Below are 15,806 nucleotides of genomic sequence, written 5' to 3'. Positions count from 1 at the left end.
GGATTATGTCTAAGAAAAGATTACCTTATTTGAGATTTGCGGAAGATTTTGATGATCCATATAGAAGTGAATTTGCAAATTATTCATATTGCACAGAATGTGGAATTGGCTATGTTGATAAAAACTGGAAACTAAATATTGATGAATCCTTGAAAAGAAATCCAATTATTTGTCCAGCATGTAGAAAAATTAAAGAAAACTATTTTGAGGGTATATTGTATATAAGAGGGAATTTTTATAAGAACCATAAAGAAGAGATACTTAATTTACTAAAAAATGAAGAGAAAAGGCAAAGAGCTAAAACTGCTCTTCCAAGAATTGGTAGGATTGAAGAGAATGATGAAGGGTTGATAGTTTATACAACAAATGATAAGTTAGCGTATAGATTAGGTAAAGCGTTATTTAAAGCATATAAAGGGGATTTGGGCATTAAATGGTCTGATGGCAATATTTTTACAAGGGTTTACTGGGAGAGGGATGAGTAGTATAAAATATTTGGTTTTTGATTTAGACAACACACTTTATCCACCCAATAAAAGTATATTAAAAGAGGTGGATAAAAAAATAAACGAGTTTATGGTTTTAAAAGTGGGTATACCTGCTGATGATGTTGATAGTCTAAGGCGAGAATATTGGGATAAATATGGTACAACATTAAATGGTTTAATAAAACATTATAATATAAATCCCCATGAGTATTTAGAATTTGTTCATGATGTTTGCTATGACAAATATTTTTATAAAGACGATCTTTTAATTAAAGTTTTGAGTGAGTTTGACGAAAAAAAGTATATTTTTACAAATGGTTCCAAAAAGCATGCTATAAATGTGTTAGAGCGACTTGGTATAAAAGAGCATTTTGAGAAGATATTTTCCATAGAAGACACATGTTTTAATCCAAAACCTTATAAAAAAAGTTTTGATTTTTTTGTAGAACAAGCTGGGATAAATCCATTAGAAACTATTTTTTTTGAGGATATGCCAAAAAATTTAAGAGGTGCTAAGGAGTTAGGTTTTAAAACTGCGCTTGTTTGGGATAAATCTGATGAGTTTGATTATTCCTTTGATAGTATATATGATATAATAAACATTAAGAAAATAAAGAATATCTAATCGAGACTTATTTTTTGCTTAAAAATTTTCTTTTTTATGATATAATACCGATATGATAAATTATTATTTAGGGTTATTATGGATAAAAAATCTTTTTATTTAAAAATATTAGGTTTGGATTCCACAGCTACAAAAAATGATATAAAAAGAAGATATTTGGAGCTAGCCAAAAAGTATCATCCTGATGTTAATGATGGGAAAAGTGACCAATTTATTGCGATTACAAAAGCTTATAATTATCTGATAAAAAATAAAGATAGTGATAAAGCCCCTGATATAGAAGAAATTTTTAACGAAAAGAAGGAAAATTATAAACAGATCGCCAGAAAGCTTTATGCCGTTGGTGTAAAATACTTTCGTGAAGGTGATATAAATAATGCCTTAAATGCTTTTGAGGAAGCTTATAGAAAAGATGACAATCCTAGATATAAAAAATGGATTGTAAAGTGTTTGCTTTTAAAACCCAGAAGACTTTTTGATGCAAAAGAACTATGTTTAGAACTTATCAGAGAAGAACCATGGGATCCAGAAAATTATGTTTTGTTAGGTGATACATACTATAATCGTGGAATATACAAAGTGGCAAACGAATATTATAAAAAAGCCATAGAGCATGGGTATCCAAAAAAAGAGTTAGAAGGGAAAATTAAAAAAGAGCAAAAAGGTATTTTTAAAAAATTATTTAAAAAAGATGAATGATATTTATTTGATTAAAAAGATTAATAATTTTTTTCTGCAAAATATAAGGACTCAGTTAGCTATTATTGTTAGTGGCTTAGAGCTACTTGATTTTGAACAAGAGTTTATTGAGGTAAAAGATTCTATAAACTTTTCCAGTTTTTTAATAGATAGTTATGATATATTGCTCAGTATTTTGTTAGATACAACGGAAAGGGGTTCGAAAGAGGTTAATGAAGATTTAATAGTTGTAGAGGATAAACTTTCAAAAATAATTGATATATTTAATGGTTTTAAATCGAATAATGTAAAAATATTACTAAAAATAAAAGATAAGTGTGAGGTTAGATGTAACACTTTGATTTTCAAAAATTTTATTACAGTTGTATTGGCTGAATCTATAAAGTTAGTTTCAGAGAAGCTTGTTGTAGAAGTAAATGATAAGAGTATTTTTATTTATTTAAATGCTGAAGACTTCCCTCAAATTTTACTTGAAATTAACAAACTTATGGAAAAATATGGGATTTTATTATATAAAGCAAAAAGTTACATTGAGGTGCGATTTAAATGAAAATTTTAATAGCAGATGATGAGTTGAGGCTAAGGAAGATTGTTTCAATGCACCTTAAAAAAAACGGTTTTGAAGTTTATGAAGCAGGAAATGGTAAAGAGGCTGTTGATCTTGCTGAAAAAATAAAACCAGACCTAATTATTTTAGATATAAATATGCCATTAATGAATGGTTTCGAAGCAGCGGAAAAAATAAGAGAAAATGAAAATTTAAAAGAGCTACCAATAATTTTTCTAACAGCTAAAGCAGATATGGATTCGATAGATAAAGGTAAGTCATTAAAAGCGATACATTATTTAACAAAACCTTTTAGTCCAAAAGATTTGATAAATAAAATAAGGGGGTTATGATGAAAAAAATAGCTATTGTTTTAGTAGTATTGTTAGTTTTTGGTACTTTTTCATTTGCTAAAGCTGAAACAAGAGGTGGGGTAATACTTCAAGACACTTTTTATGGTGCATTAACTGGTGCGATTATAGGTACTGCACTTTTAGCTTTTCAAGATGATCCAGGTGACCATCTCGAGTATATTTCCTATGGTGCTGCAACAGGTGCAATTATAGGTGCTTTATACGGTGTTTATGAAGCAACAGCATTAGTGGAGATTGAAAATAATAAAATTAAAATAGCAATGCCAAATGTTATTACTAAAAAAGAAGGTGATTTTTTATCAGCTACAACAAACATTCTAAAAGTAAGGTATTAATAATTGAAGAAGATTGATAAAGAATTAGAAGCATTATTAGTTGAACTAAAATTAAAAGATAGTGGGTATCGTTTTTATGTGGTTGATAATCATCAAGACATTGCGAGTATAGAAGTTTTTGATGATAAAACTTTTGTTTATTTGAGAGTTAAAGATAAAAATCTATTACTTAAGCTTCAAGCTTTAAAGGTGGGTGGGATTGTTTTCCCACCACTTACAAAGGAGAAGCTTTTATCTCTTTTTCAAAACCAAAATAAAGCTCTCGATATCGATTATGATATTATAAAATCTAAAATTATTGCTAAAGCAGAAAGTTTGCCAGCTCTTCCTACAGTAATTCAAAAATTGATATCTCTTACTAGTAATGATAAATCTACTTTTAAAGAGATTATTGATGAACTAAAGAAAGACCAGGGGCTTGTTGGCAAAGTTTTGAAAATTGTAAATTCGCCATTCTATGGTATTCGTAAAGAGATTACAAGTGTTGAAAGATCTGCTGTTTTACTCGGGATGAGCACAATAAAAAATATAGCTCTTGCTGCTTTTAGCTTTGACCTTTTTAATAAAAATTTTGCCGTTTATGAAACAGATTCTAAAAATATGTGGTTGCATTCATTTTTAGTAGCTAGAATTTCTGAAGAGCTTGAAAATCTTTGCGGTTTTGAAGATAAAGGTGGGCTCTTTTTAGCTGGTCTTATGCATGACTTAGGTAAGGTTGTTTTAGTAGATTTTTTAACTAATAAAGTTTCTTCCATAGATGAAGAGAAGAGATTATTGGGTATAGATCACGCAGAAGTTTCTGCAGTTATACTACAAAAATGGAATGTGAATGATAAAATTATAGAAGCTGTTGAAAAACATCATTTAGAGTCTGATGATATTTTTTACAGATGTTTGTATTTTGCTAATATACTTGCTAATTCAGAAGATTTGGAAAAAGATGTAAAAGATGTCTCAATGAAATTGGGGCTTAATTTTGCCGATTTATATCCAAGAGTAGAGATGATTATAAAGTCAGATTATGAAGAATTTATCTAAAAGTTATAAAATATTAGCTGATTTACTAAAGTGTAATAATTTGAAGGATTTTGAAAATTTACTAATATCTTTTTTTAAAAGTTTTTCAGCTGAGGCTTTGATTATTTTCAAAGAAGATAACAATTTATATTTACCTTTATTTAGTAGTGGATATCAATTTGATTCTTTTCTCAGTAGAGATGATTTCGATAAATTTGATGATTTATTTATTGGTAAAGTAAAGTTTGCTTCTTTTGATGAAATTATAGAAGGGGATTTACTTATCAAGATTAGATATAATGTTCGGACTTTTTTTACTGTAATTTTAAAAATGAAAGATTATGAAACAATTAATTTTTTTAAAGATTTTATTAGTGTATTTGGATATAAGTATTATGAGTTATTAGCTAAAGAAAGTAGGCTAAAAGCTTTTGTATTATTTCAACAAAAAATAGAATTTATTAAAAATGCTGATTTTATATTAAGTATTTTGGATGAAAATGAAGTATTGGTTAAATCTTTGTCTTTTTTTGTTGATACTTTTTCTGCAGAAGCTGCTTTTGCAAAGTATGGAGAAGATTTTATTGCAATAGGTCTTGAAGAAAAAGATTTAGATATGATTTTAATCGATAATGTAAGTCTAAAAGAGATAATTCAAAATAATAGGGGTACAATCTTTTTTGATAGAGGAATTGTTTGTGAAAAATTCAATATTAGTAACCTATTTTTAATTTTTATTGATGAGTTTGAAATTGTGGTGGCATTATTCAATATTAAATATGAATTTATACCTGATAAAGAATTTGCTGAAATAATTAGTTCCATTTTGAAAATTGCATTGAAAAATGCTGTTAGACATAGAGAAATTATTAATTATAAATTACAAGAACAAGAAATTAAATATACAGGTGAAATATTAAATAAATTTAGCAACCAAAAAATTGATTATGAAGATAATATTGTTAAAGCAAGTGGGATAAATAAGCAGGCAAGGATGGCAGGAGGTGACTTTTTAGATTTTAAAGTAAACGATTGTTGCTATTTCAGCACATTGGCTGATGTTTGTGGTAAAGGGTATTCTGCAGCGATTTTAACTGTTGCTTTAAGTACTTTCATTGATGTTGGTGCTGATATGGTAACCTTTATAGAAAAGCTAAAAAAGTTAAATACGGTGCTTTGTAAGAAAAATTTAGATGGTAAGTTTATAACTGCTTTTTTTTCTTATTATAACCCACATGAAAGATTACTTAAATATATATCTCTTGGCCATGAACCAGCATTTTTAATAAGTGATAACGAGTGTATTGAATTAAAGTCAAAATATATTCCTTTAGGGATTTTTGAAGAGGATTATACTTTTTCTGAATGTAAAATTAAGCCAGGCGATAGGTTGTTTATTTATTCTGATGGTATAACTGAATACATTGATTATAATGAAATAAAAAACAGGTTGTTGAATCAAAACAAATATGATAGTGATTTCCCTAAAAAATTATATAATGAATTTGTTTTTGATAGAAATAAACAAAAAGATGATTTTACCTGTTTGTACCTACTGTTTAAATAACCTAATTTTTCTAAAAATTTGACTTAATAGGGGCTAAAATGAATGAACAATCAAAAAAGATTCAGAGTATGTTTGATAGCATTGCTGAGAGATATGATTTATTAAACAGATTGTTATCTTTTAGGAGAGATATTTATTGGCGTAAAAAAGCAATTGAGTTATTAAAGATAAAAGAGGGGGCTAAAATTTTGGATTTAGCATGTGGTACGGGTGATATGCTCTTACAGTTAAATAAGATAAAGAAGAGATGCGATGTTGTTGGTGGTGATTTTAGTTATAATATGCTAAAAATTGCAAAGCAAAAATTGATAAACATACCTTTAACATGTGCAGATGCGCATTTTTTGCCTTTTAAAGATGAGTCTTTTGATTATATTACAATAGCTTTTGGATTTAGAAATGTGACTGATAAAGAAAAAGGGTTAAAAGAGATGTATAGAGTATTAAAAAAAGGTGGCAAAGCTTGCATATTGGAGTTTTCACAACCTGATAATAAGTTTTTTTCTAAGGTTTATCGATTTTATTTTACAAAAATGCTTCCATTTATAGGTGGGTTAATTTCTGGAAATAGAAGTGCCTATGAGTATTTACCAGATTCTGTTTATAAGTTTCCAAAAAAGGATAAATATGAAAAAATGATTTTGGATGCTGGGTTTAAAAAGGTTGAATTCAACCCCCTAACTTTTAATATATGTGATGCAACAATTTGCTATAAATAAGAAAATGGAGGATAGAAGTGGCTTATAAGGATTTAAGAGAATTTATAAATGTATTGGAAAAACAGGGTGAGTTAGTCAGAATCAAAACAGAGGTGGATCCCATTTTAGAGATTACGGAGATTACTGATAGAGTATCAAAGAAATATGGCCCAGCTCTTCTCTTTGAAAATGTAAAGGGGAGTGAGCACCCAGTTTTGATAAACGCTTTTGGCTCATTCAAAAGGATGAATCTTGCTTTAGAGGTGGATAACCTTGATGAATTGGGAGAGAGGATAATAAATCTCATTGATAGAAATGTCCCTCAAAACTTTTTTGATAAGATGAAATCTTTGCCGATGCTAATGGAATTAAACCAGATTTTCCCAAAAGTAGTTAAAAAAGGGGTTTGTAAAGAGGTTATTTTAAAAGGGGATGAGGTAGATGTTTTGAAGTTTCCAGTATTAAAATGCTGGCCAAAGGATGGTGGGAGATTTATTACTTTACCTTGTGTTTTTACAAAAGACCCTGAAACAGGTGCAAGAAACTGTGGCATGTATAGGATGCAAGTTTACGATAAAAAGACAACAGGTATGCACTGGCATATTCATCATCATGGTGCTGACCACTTTAGAAAAGCCAAAAGGATGGGGCTAAAAAGACTAGAAGTGGCCGTAGCATTAGGAGCTGACCCCGCTGTGACTTATGCTGCTACAGCTCCAGCTCCTGATGGTATTGATGAGATGTTACTGGCAGGATTTATCAGAAAAAAGCCTGTTGAACTTGTAAAATGTGAGACAGTGGATTTAGAAGTGCCAGCAAATAGTGAAATTGTTTTAGAAGGGTATGTTGATATAGATGAGCTTAGGTTAGAAGGGCCATTTGGGGATCATACAGGATATTACTCTTTAGCAGATATGTATCCTGTTTTTCATATAACATGTATTACTCATAGGAAAGATGCTATTTATCCCACTACAATAGTTGGCAAACCACCAATGGAAGATTGCTATATGGGGGTTGCTACTGGAAGGATATTTTTGCCACTATTGAAAAAACAGGTTCCTGAAATTGTGGATATGGCTTTGCCTTTAGAAGGGGTATTTCATAATATAATGTTTATCTCAATTGATAAAAAGTACCCTATGCATGCAAAAAAGATTATGAATTATGTTTGGGGTACAGGACAGATGATGTTTACCAAAATGATTGTGGTTGTTGATAAGGATGTGGATGTGCAAAATACATCAGAAGTGCTTTGGAGGATGGGTAATAATGTTGACTGGAAACGAGATATTGTAATTATGGAAGGGCCATTGGATGCGCTTGATCACTCTTCACCTTACCCATTTTGGGGTGCAAAGATAGGTATTGATGCTACTAAGAAGTGGCCAGAAGAAGGGCACACAAGAGAGTGGCCAGATGATATAGTGATGAGCGAGGAAATTAAAAAACTTGTAGATGAGAAATGGGAAGAGTACGGGATAAACCTTGATGATAAATAGAAAAGAAATTGCAGAAAAATTTGTTAAATACTTAGATGAAAATTTTGCTAATTCAAAGTGTAGTTTAAATTATGAAAACCCATTTCAGCTTTTAATAGCAACAATTTTAAGTGCCCAGTGTACCGATGAAAGGGTAAATAAGGTAACAGCTGCACTTTTTAAGAAGTATAAAAATTTTGAAGATTTTAAAAACGCTGATTTAGAAGAGATAATGGAGGATATTAGGCCAACTGGTTTTTTTAGAAATAAAGCCAAAAATATAAAAAAGCTTAGTGAAGTTATTTTAGAAAGATATAAGGGCGTAATTCCAGTAGATATTAATGAGCTTGTTAAGTTGCCAGGTATTGGTAGAAAAACTGCAAATGTGTTGCTTGGCAACTGCTTTAATACCCCAGGTATTGTGGTAGATACACATGTAAAAAGAATAAGTCAGCGGCTTGGGTTAACAGATAACGATAATCCAGATAAAATAGAGCAGGATTTGATGGAAGTTATCCCAAAAGAAAAGTGGACTAAATGGTCTCATCAGGTTATTGATTTTGGCAGAAAGATATGTTCAGCAAAGAAACCAAAGTGTGATATTTGTGAAATGAGAGATGTTTGTAAATTTGCAAATGGTGAGTCTTAAATGCTTTATTTGGATATGATTTCTGGTATTGCAGGTGATATCTTTTTATCGTTGATGGGGCAGTTATATGGTGATTTTGAAGAGATTAGTGCTGAATTATCTAAATTTTTAGATACCGAAATAACTTTAAGCTTAGAAGAAAAATTTGTAAATGGAATTAGAGCTTATAAATTGAATCTGAAAATTTCTAAAAAACCACATATCCATAGGACTTTTAAAGATATAAGAAAGATGCTTGAGAGCTCTCATTTCGATGAAAATATTAAATCTGATGCGGTAGAAATTTTTCGTATTATAGCTGAGGCAGAAGCTAAAATTCATGGAAAAGATATTGATGAAGTTCATTTCCATGAAGTGGGAGCTATTGATTCAATTATAGATATTGTAGGTGCAGCTTGGTTTTATAATAAGCTAAATAGACCAATGATTAATTCAAGTTATTTTAGACTTGGAAATGGTTTCGTTAATTCTCAACATGGAGTTATACCTGTTCCAGCACCAGCAACATTAGAAATAGTAAGAGATTGCAATTTTGAAAGATTAGATATCGATGAAGAGCTTACCACTCCAACTGGAGCAGCAATAGTAAAATTTTATTCAAAAGGTTTTACAAGAAAAGTTTGTGGTAAAGTCAAAGATATTTTTTATGCGACAGGTTCAAAAACTTTTGAAAGATATCCCAATTTGATTAGGTTGTTAAAGCTGGAAGGTGTAGAAGATGAGGGTATTATTGAAATAGAAACCAATATAGATGATATGGATGCTGAAAAGTTTGGATTTTTGATGGAAAAACTTTTTGAAGTGGGTGCGTTAGATGTTTTTTACACCCCTATTTATATGAAAAAAAATAGACCAGCGTATAAGTTGTCTGTTTTATGTAAAGAGGAGCTTTTTAATAGTATTGTTAATGTAATTTTTAAATTTAGTAGCAGTAGTGGTATTAGATTTAGTAAAATTGATAGAATTGTTATGCAAAGAGAGATTAAAAATTTTAATTATAAGGGTGTGGATGTAAGGCTAAAAGTTTATCGATATAATGATATAGAAAAGGTTAAGGTTGAATGGGAAGATTTAAAAAAAATATCTAATGAAATGGGTGTGTCTCCAAATATCTTACATAACGATATATTAAATTCTTTTTTTAAAGACCATCTAAAACATTAACAATATTTGGTTTACTTTTACTTTATTATTTTCAAAAAATATTGTATAAAAAAATGATTTTTATGTTGGGAGGTTGGTAATGTCTTTTGTGATGAATACTTACAACCGTTTTGAGTTAGAGTTTGTTAAGGGGGATGGCAGTTATCTTATTGATAAAGATGGTAATAGATATTTAGACTTTGCTTCAGGTATAGCTGTTACAAATTTGGGGCATGCAAACAAAGAGATTGCAGAAGTTATATGCAATCAGGCAAAAACATTATTGCATACCTCTAATCTTTACAAAATTCCATTACAGGAAGAGTTAGCTGAAAGGCTTTCAAAAAGAGGGTTTGGCGGAAAAGTATTTTTTTGCAATTCTGGTGCTGAGGCAAATGAAGCTGCAATTAAACTTGCTAAAATATATGGAAATAAAAAATATGATGGAGTTAGATACAAAATAATTACGATGGAAGGCTCTTTCCATGGAAGAACTTATGCTACCCTTTCTGCCACAGGTCAGGAAAAAGTGAAAAAAGGGTTTGAGCCACCAATAGATTTTTTTGTGCATGTGCCTTACAACGATTATGAGAGTTTATACAATGTGGTAAAAGATGGTGATGTTATTGCAATAATGTTAGAGGTAATTCAGGGGGAAGGTGGTTTAAAGAAAGCTGATATAGCGTATTTAAAAAATGTCAGAGAGTTGTGTGATAGACTTAATATCCTTTTGATTTTTGATGAGGTGCAGACAGGTATAGGTAGGACAGGTAAACTTTTTGCTTATCAACATTATGATGTAATTCCTGATGTGATTACTTTGGCAAAAGGGCTGGGCAATGGTGTCCCAATAGGTGCAATGATGGCAAAAGAACAATTTGCAGAATACCTTTCACCAGGTACACATGCATCCACATTCGGTGGAAATTATCTTGCCTGTGCAGTAGCGAATAAGGTTTTAGACTTAATTGATGATAAGCTTTTACAATCGGTTCAAGAAAAAGGTTTATATCTAAAATCTAAACTAAAAGAGATTTTTAGTGGAAAAGGGGAAGTTCGTGGTGAAGGGCTTTTGCTTGGTGTTGCACTAAATGATGTAAATAATATGGATTTTATAAATGAGTTGCATAAAGAGCTTATGTTAGCTGTGCCTGCTGTGGATAATGTGGTGAGACTGTATCCACCACTAACTGTTACAAAAGAGGAAATAGACGAAGGTGTTACAAAGTTAGAAAAAGTGATTAATAAGCTATGGGGGTAAAAGTGAAAAGAGATTTTTTGACTTTGGCAGATTTTTCTTCAGAAGAGCTTAAAGAAATAATAAAAAGCGCCATTAAATTAAAGGATGAAAGAAAAAATGGTATTTTTAGAAAATATTTAGAAAATAAAAAAGTAGCTTTAATATTTGAAAAATCATCTACAAGAACAAGGGTTTCTTTTGAAGTTGGTGTTGCTGAAATGGGAGGATATCCACTTTTTTTGAGTAGAAATGATATTCAGCTTGCAAGAGGTGAAAGTATAAGGGATACGGCAAGGACACTTTCTAGATATGTGGATATGGTTATGATAAGAACATTTGAGCATGAAAGGATTGAAGAGTTTGCAAAATTTGCAAGTGTGCCTGTGATAAATGGCCTTACTAATGAATTCCATCCATGTCAGGTGATGGCAGATATTATGACAATTTATGAGAAAATGGTTAAATATGAAGGTGTTAAGCTTGCTTATGTAGGTGATGGAAATAATATGGCTCACTCTTTATTAATTGGTTGTGCAAAGTTTGGGATAGATATTTCTATTGCTACACCAGAAAAATATCAGTGCTTACCAGAAGTTATTGAAAAAGCAAAAGCAATTGGTGCTGAAACTGGTGCAAAAATAGAGATAACAAATGACCCATTTAATGCTGTAAAGGGTGCTGATTTTATTTATACAGATGTTTGGGCAAGTATGGGTTTTGAAGATGAGGCAGAGGAAAGAAAGAAAATTTTTATGGATTATCAAGTTAATAAAAAGCTCTTAGAAGCCACAGGGAAAAGGACATATTTTATGCACTGTTTGCCAGCTCATCTTGGTGAGGAAGTTACAGAAGATGTTTTTGAGTCAGAAGTTTCAATAGTTTTTGATGAAGCAGAAAATAGACTTCATGCTCAAAAAGCTATTATGAAATGGCTTTTTGAACAGATAGATAATTAGAGGATGTTGCACAAAAAATGCACAACTTTATGAGATTGCTTCGTTTACACTCGCAAAGACAATAATACAGTCATTGCGAGGAGTGTAGCGACGAAGCAATCTCAAGTAAAATGTTTGGATAGGAGATTGCTTCACTTCGTTCGCAATGACGGCAATGTTGGGTCATTGCGAAGCAACAAAAGATACCAAAGCAATCTCACGATTAAATAAGTTTTAAAGTTGTGCAACACCCTCAATTAATATAAGGAGGAACATAGAAAATGAGTAGAGAAAAAGTAGTTTTAGCTTATTCTGGGGGTCTTGATACCTCTGTAATTTTAAAATGGCTTGATTTGCAAGGTTATGATGTGGTTGCCTATGTGGCAGATTTAGGTCAAAGGGACGATTTAGAAGCTCTTGAAGAAAAGGCTTACAAATCAGGAGCAAAGGAATTTTATATAGTAGATTTAAAGGATGAATTTGTTAAAAACTATGTTTATACTTCGATAAAGTTCAATGCAGTTTATGAGGGTAGATACCTTTTAGGTACTTCTCTTGCAAGGCCAGTGATTGCAAAAGGGATGGTGGATATTGCAAGGAAAACAGGAGCAAAATATGTAGCTCATGGTGCAACAGGTAAAGGTAACGACCAGGTGAGATTTGAGCTTTCTGTCGCTGCCCTTGCACCAGATTTAAAAGTTATTGCACCATGGAGAATCCCAGAATTTTTCAATGTGATAAAAGGGCGTCAAGAGGCGATGGATTTTGCAGCAAAATATGGGATCCCTGTTAAAGCAACAAAAGATAAACCTTGGAGTAGTGATGAAAACCTGATGCATATCAGTTTTGAAGCTGGTATTTTAGAGGATCCAGCAAAAAGACCGCCTGAGGATATGTTTGAACTTACCGTTGATCCTAAAAAAGCTCCAGATACACCAGAAGAAGTGGAGATTGAATTTGAAAAAGGTGAACCTATAGCAGTAAATGGAGAAAAACTATCTCCAGCAAAATTGCTAAAGACTTTAAATGAGATTGGAGGCAGACATGGGATTGGAAGGATAGATATAGTTGAAAGTAGATATGTGGGTATGAAGTCAAGAGGTGTTTATGAAACCCCTGGTGGAACAATTTTGATGGCTGCACATAGAGACCTTGAAGGTTTGACACTTGAAGGGAGTCTTATTAATTTAAAAGATATGCTAATGCCAAGATTTGCTTATCTTGTTTATGCTGGGTATTGGTTTAGCAGTGAGATGGATTGTTTGAGAGCCTTTGTGGAGGAGTCTCAAAAGTATGTTACAGGTAAAGTAAAAGTAGAGCTTTACAAAGGTAATATAACAATTGTGAGTAGAGAATCTAAATATTCACTTTATGATCAGATGCTTGTGTCTATGGATGATGATAAGGGTGCTTATAATCAGGCTGATGCAACAGGTTTTATAAAATTGAACTCTTTACCATTAACTGCAAATGCAAGAAGAAGAGGTAGGTAGGATAAATTCATAAAAGAGATTGCTTTCTTCATCAATAAAAGAACAAGAAAGCAATCTCTTTTGATATAATGATATGAGTAAAAAGTATCTTTTTATAATTGCATTTTCTACAATAATGGCCTTTTCGGCACTTTATGCTCCGCAGCCTTTGCTTCCTGTTATTGCAAATGATTTCACTATTACAAAAGATTTGGCATCATTGCTGATAACTGTTACATTAATTCCACTTGCCTTAGCTCCACTTTTTTATGGTTATATATTAGAAAAATTTTCTGCAAAATTAGTGGTTTCAGTTTCATTTCTTATATTGGGATTAAGTGAGGTTGTTGTATATTTTACAAATAGTTTCTTTTTATTTTTGTTTATTAGATTTATAAATGGGTTAGTGCTACCAGCGATACTGACAGGCTTGATGACATATATCTCTATAAGTACAAGCAAAGAAAATGTTCAAAAAGTTATGGCATTTTATATAGCAAGCACAATTGTTGGTGGGTTTTCTGGTAGACTTGTTTCTGGGTTTATATCTACTTTTTTTGGGTGGAGATATGTGTTTTTATTCCTTTTTGTTAGCCTTTTAATATCGTTGTTTTTAATTTTACAGCTTAAAAAAGATGATAGATTGAATGTAAATAAGTTAGACCTGAATTTAGCTAAAAAAGTTTTACAAAAAAAAGAATTTCTATACGGTTATTTAACAATATTTTTTACTTTTTTTGTTTTTGCGGGTTTTTTAAATATTTTGCCATTTAGAATGTTTGAATTATCTTCTAATGTTACTGAATTTAAAACAGGAGTTATGTATTCAGGTTATATGTTAGGGCTTATTATATCTATTAATAATGCTAAAATAATTGACTTATTAGCTGGTTCTGCAAAAAGATTGGTGGTATATGGTTTAGCAATGTATCTGTTCTCTTTAGTTATTTTATCTATAAAATCTGTAATACTGTTGTTTTTAGGAATGTTTCTTTTTTGTGGTGGGATGTTTACTGTGCATTCTACTCTTTCTGGACATTTGAATAGGCTTGCGATGGAGAATAAAGGGGTTGTTAATGGGTTGTATGTGTCATTTTATTATACTGGAGGAAGCCTTGGCTCTTATATAGCTGTGATGGTTTATAGAAATTTTGGTTGGTATATAGTTTTATTTTTATTGGCAACTATGATAATTCTGGCTAACTATTTCATAAAACGATGTTCTTAAAAAAATGCATATTGTATACAAAAAAACTCTTTACAAATAAAAATTCGGATATTAATATATTCTAAAGAACTAATAGAGAGGGCAAGGTTGATTGATTTTGATTTGATTAAAGAAAGCTTGTTAAAAAAGGATTTTTCTAAAATATCAGGGACTATTTATTTTGATGAGGTAGGTTTTGAGAGCTTATCTGCTGTATTTTTTATTTTATCACTTTGCTTTAGGTATCCTGACGATGCTATATATGCAAAGCTTCAAGAGCTTTTACCTTCTTTTGATATATTTTTTGAAGATTATTTAAATAAAAATCTTTCCTTAGAAAATAAAGTAGATATGGAATCAGAGTATGTTAGATTATTTGTTTCAAATTATGGTGGTGTTTTAGCTGTACCTTATGCTTCTTACTATCTTGAAGAAGAAAAATTGTTGATGGGTGAAAGTACAGTTAAGTTAAGAGAGATGATGGAAGATGATGGGTTTAGTATAAAAGATGAGATAAAAGATGTTCCTGACCATGTTTATATTTTGCTCGAATTTACATCAAGCTTGTTGAATAAAATATTGGATTTAAAAAGAAGTGGAGAAGATTATAAAAAAACGCTCAACACCCTTTTTACTGTGCTTTACCTGTATCTGAATAATTTTGTTTATGAGTTTACTGATAAAATTATATCAGAATCAAATTTAGATTTTTACAGAGATGCCGCAAAGGCATTAAGAGGTATTTTTGAAGATTTAGATGAGATATTTATTGATTTAATAGATGTTAAGTAGGTGAATAAAAAAATAAAGGCTTATAGCCTAATAAGAGGAGGTAACTATGAGAAAAACATTAGTTTCACTTTTAGTGGTTGCTTTAATTGCTATGTTTGCAACTACTGCAGTTTTTGCAAAAGGTAATGCAAGAAAAGGAAAAAGGGTTTGGAAGAAAAACTGCCGTCTTGCATGCCATGATGGTAGCAAAGCTAATGCGCCAGCACTTAGCCCAGTGAGCAAAACTCAGGCTCAGTGGAAAGCATTGTTGCCAAAAATCAAAGAATGTGCTGCTCATCAATCAGCTAAGAAGCTTAGTGACAAAGATATTGAGAACATTTTCCAGTATCTTTATGATCATGCGCTTGATTCTGACCAGCCAGAAACTTGTGGTTAAGATTTAATTTGGAAAATAAGAGGGTGTCAGGCACCCTCTTTTTAATTAAGAAATAACCCTATTAAATGGGTGGTTTATTTTATAGGAGTCAACTATAAATAATGGAGAGCAGGATTAAATTTTTCACGATTTTTAAGCATAGCAAAAAGGATTCTAATCAG

Annotated in this window: 18 protein-coding genes; all 18 read left to right on the top strand. The window is 31.0% G+C overall.

Features of this window, described 5'->3' with window-relative positions; all coding sequences use genetic code 11:
• Window positions 1-5: 5 nt before the first annotated feature.
• The 18 genes from OWM07_RS09685 (at window position 6) to OWM07_RS09600 (ending at window position 15,645) form a co-directional block, all read left to right on the top strand.
• Entirely contained in the window at window positions 6-485 is a 480-nt protein-coding gene (locus tag OWM07_RS09685) for a BCAM0308 family protein (protein ID WP_423303521.1), read from the top strand.
• Window positions 478-1,113 (top strand): pyrimidine 5'-nucleotidase, encoded by a 636-nt coding sequence (locus OWM07_RS09680; RefSeq protein WP_423303520.1) that lies wholly within the window; start codon window positions 478-480, stop codon window positions 1,111-1,113. Before OWM07_RS09685 ends, OWM07_RS09680 begins: the two co-directional genes overlap by 8 nt.
• A gap of 78 nt (window positions 1,114-1,191) precedes the next feature.
• Window positions 1,192-1,812 carry a DnaJ domain-containing protein gene (locus OWM07_RS09675; RefSeq protein WP_423303519.1) on the top strand — a complete coding sequence of 207 codons (621 nt, stop codon included), beginning with the start codon at window positions 1,192-1,194 and terminating at the stop codon, window positions 1,810-1,812.
• Entirely contained in the window at window positions 1,805-2,362 is a 558-nt protein-coding gene (locus tag OWM07_RS09670; protein WP_423303518.1) for a hypothetical protein, read from the top strand. Before OWM07_RS09675 ends, OWM07_RS09670 begins: the two co-directional genes overlap by 8 nt.
• On the top strand, window positions 2,359-2,712 hold the full coding sequence (locus tag OWM07_RS09665; RefSeq protein WP_423303517.1) for a response regulator: 354 nt from the start codon (window positions 2,359-2,361) through the stop codon (window positions 2,710-2,712). Before OWM07_RS09670 ends, OWM07_RS09665 begins: the two co-directional genes overlap by 4 nt.
• Window positions 2,712-3,068 carry a hypothetical protein gene (locus OWM07_RS09660; protein WP_423303516.1) on the top strand — a complete coding sequence of 119 codons (357 nt, stop codon included), beginning with the start codon at window positions 2,712-2,714 and terminating at the stop codon, window positions 3,066-3,068. Before OWM07_RS09665 ends, OWM07_RS09660 begins: the two co-directional genes overlap by 1 nt.
• 3 nt (window positions 3,069-3,071) lie before the next feature.
• Window positions 3,072-4,106, top strand: coding sequence for an HDOD domain-containing protein (locus OWM07_RS09655; RefSeq protein ID WP_423303515.1), 1,035 nt, complete (start codon window positions 3,072-3,074; stop codon window positions 4,104-4,106).
• On the top strand, window positions 4,090-5,652 hold the full coding sequence (locus OWM07_RS09650; RefSeq protein WP_423303514.1) for a PP2C family protein-serine/threonine phosphatase: 1,563 nt from the start codon (window positions 4,090-4,092) through the stop codon (window positions 5,650-5,652). The genes OWM07_RS09655 and OWM07_RS09650 overlap by 17 nt, the downstream gene beginning before the upstream one ends.
• A 38-nt stretch (window positions 5,653-5,690) precedes the next feature.
• Entirely contained in the window at window positions 5,691-6,371 is a 681-nt protein-coding gene (gene ubiE / locus OWM07_RS09645) for a bifunctional demethylmenaquinone methyltransferase/2-methoxy-6-polyprenyl-1,4-benzoquinol methylase UbiE (protein ID WP_423303513.1), read from the top strand.
• A 17-nt stretch (window positions 6,372-6,388) separates the two neighbouring features.
• The gene (locus OWM07_RS09640) at window positions 6,389-7,852 is read left to right on the top strand and encodes a menaquinone biosynthesis decarboxylase (protein ID WP_423303512.1); all 1,464 of its coding nucleotides are present in this window, start codon (window positions 6,389-6,391) and stop codon (window positions 7,850-7,852) included.
• A complete protein-coding gene (gene nth / locus OWM07_RS09635; protein ID WP_423303511.1) occupies window positions 7,842-8,480 on the top strand; it encodes an endonuclease III in 639 nt (212 codons plus the stop codon). Before OWM07_RS09640 ends, nth begins: the two co-directional genes overlap by 11 nt.
• On the top strand, window positions 8,481-9,644 hold the full coding sequence (gene larC, locus OWM07_RS09630) for a nickel pincer cofactor biosynthesis protein LarC (protein WP_423303510.1): 1,164 nt from the start codon (window positions 8,481-8,483) through the stop codon (window positions 9,642-9,644).
• Window positions 9,645-9,723: 79 nt separating this feature from the next.
• Window positions 9,724-10,884, top strand: a complete 1,161-nt coding sequence (locus OWM07_RS09625) for an aspartate aminotransferase family protein (protein WP_423303509.1) — start codon at window positions 9,724-9,726, stop codon at window positions 10,882-10,884.
• 2 nt (window positions 10,885-10,886) lie between these two features.
• Entirely contained in the window at window positions 10,887-11,819 is a 933-nt protein-coding gene (argF, locus tag OWM07_RS09620) for an ornithine carbamoyltransferase (RefSeq protein WP_423303508.1), read from the top strand.
• Window positions 11,820-12,079: 260 nt separating this feature from the next.
• Entirely contained in the window at window positions 12,080-13,291 is a 1,212-nt protein-coding gene (locus tag OWM07_RS09615; RefSeq protein WP_423303507.1) for an argininosuccinate synthase, read from the top strand.
• A 73-nt stretch (window positions 13,292-13,364) separates the two neighbouring features.
• Window positions 13,365-14,498, top strand: coding sequence for an MFS transporter (locus tag OWM07_RS09610; RefSeq protein WP_423303505.1), 1,134 nt, complete (start codon window positions 13,365-13,367; stop codon window positions 14,496-14,498).
• Window positions 14,499-14,585: 87 nt separating this feature from the next.
• Window positions 14,586-15,269: a TorD/DmsD family molecular chaperone gene (locus OWM07_RS09605; RefSeq protein ID WP_423303504.1), complete on the top strand. Its 684-nt coding sequence runs from the start codon at window positions 14,586-14,588 to the stop codon at window positions 15,267-15,269.
• 46 nt (window positions 15,270-15,315) lie between these two features.
• Entirely contained in the window at window positions 15,316-15,645 is a 330-nt protein-coding gene (locus OWM07_RS09600; protein WP_423303503.1) for a c-type cytochrome, read from the top strand.
• Window positions 15,646-15,806 lie beyond the last annotated feature (161 nt).

It is taken from the genome of Deferribacter thermophilus, assembly GCF_049472675.1.
Lineage (GTDB): Bacteria > Chrysiogenota > Deferribacteres > Deferribacterales > Deferribacteraceae > Deferribacter > Deferribacter thermophilus.
Note: the sequence above shows the minus strand (reverse complement) of the source record. Positions and strands in the feature narration are given on the sequence as shown.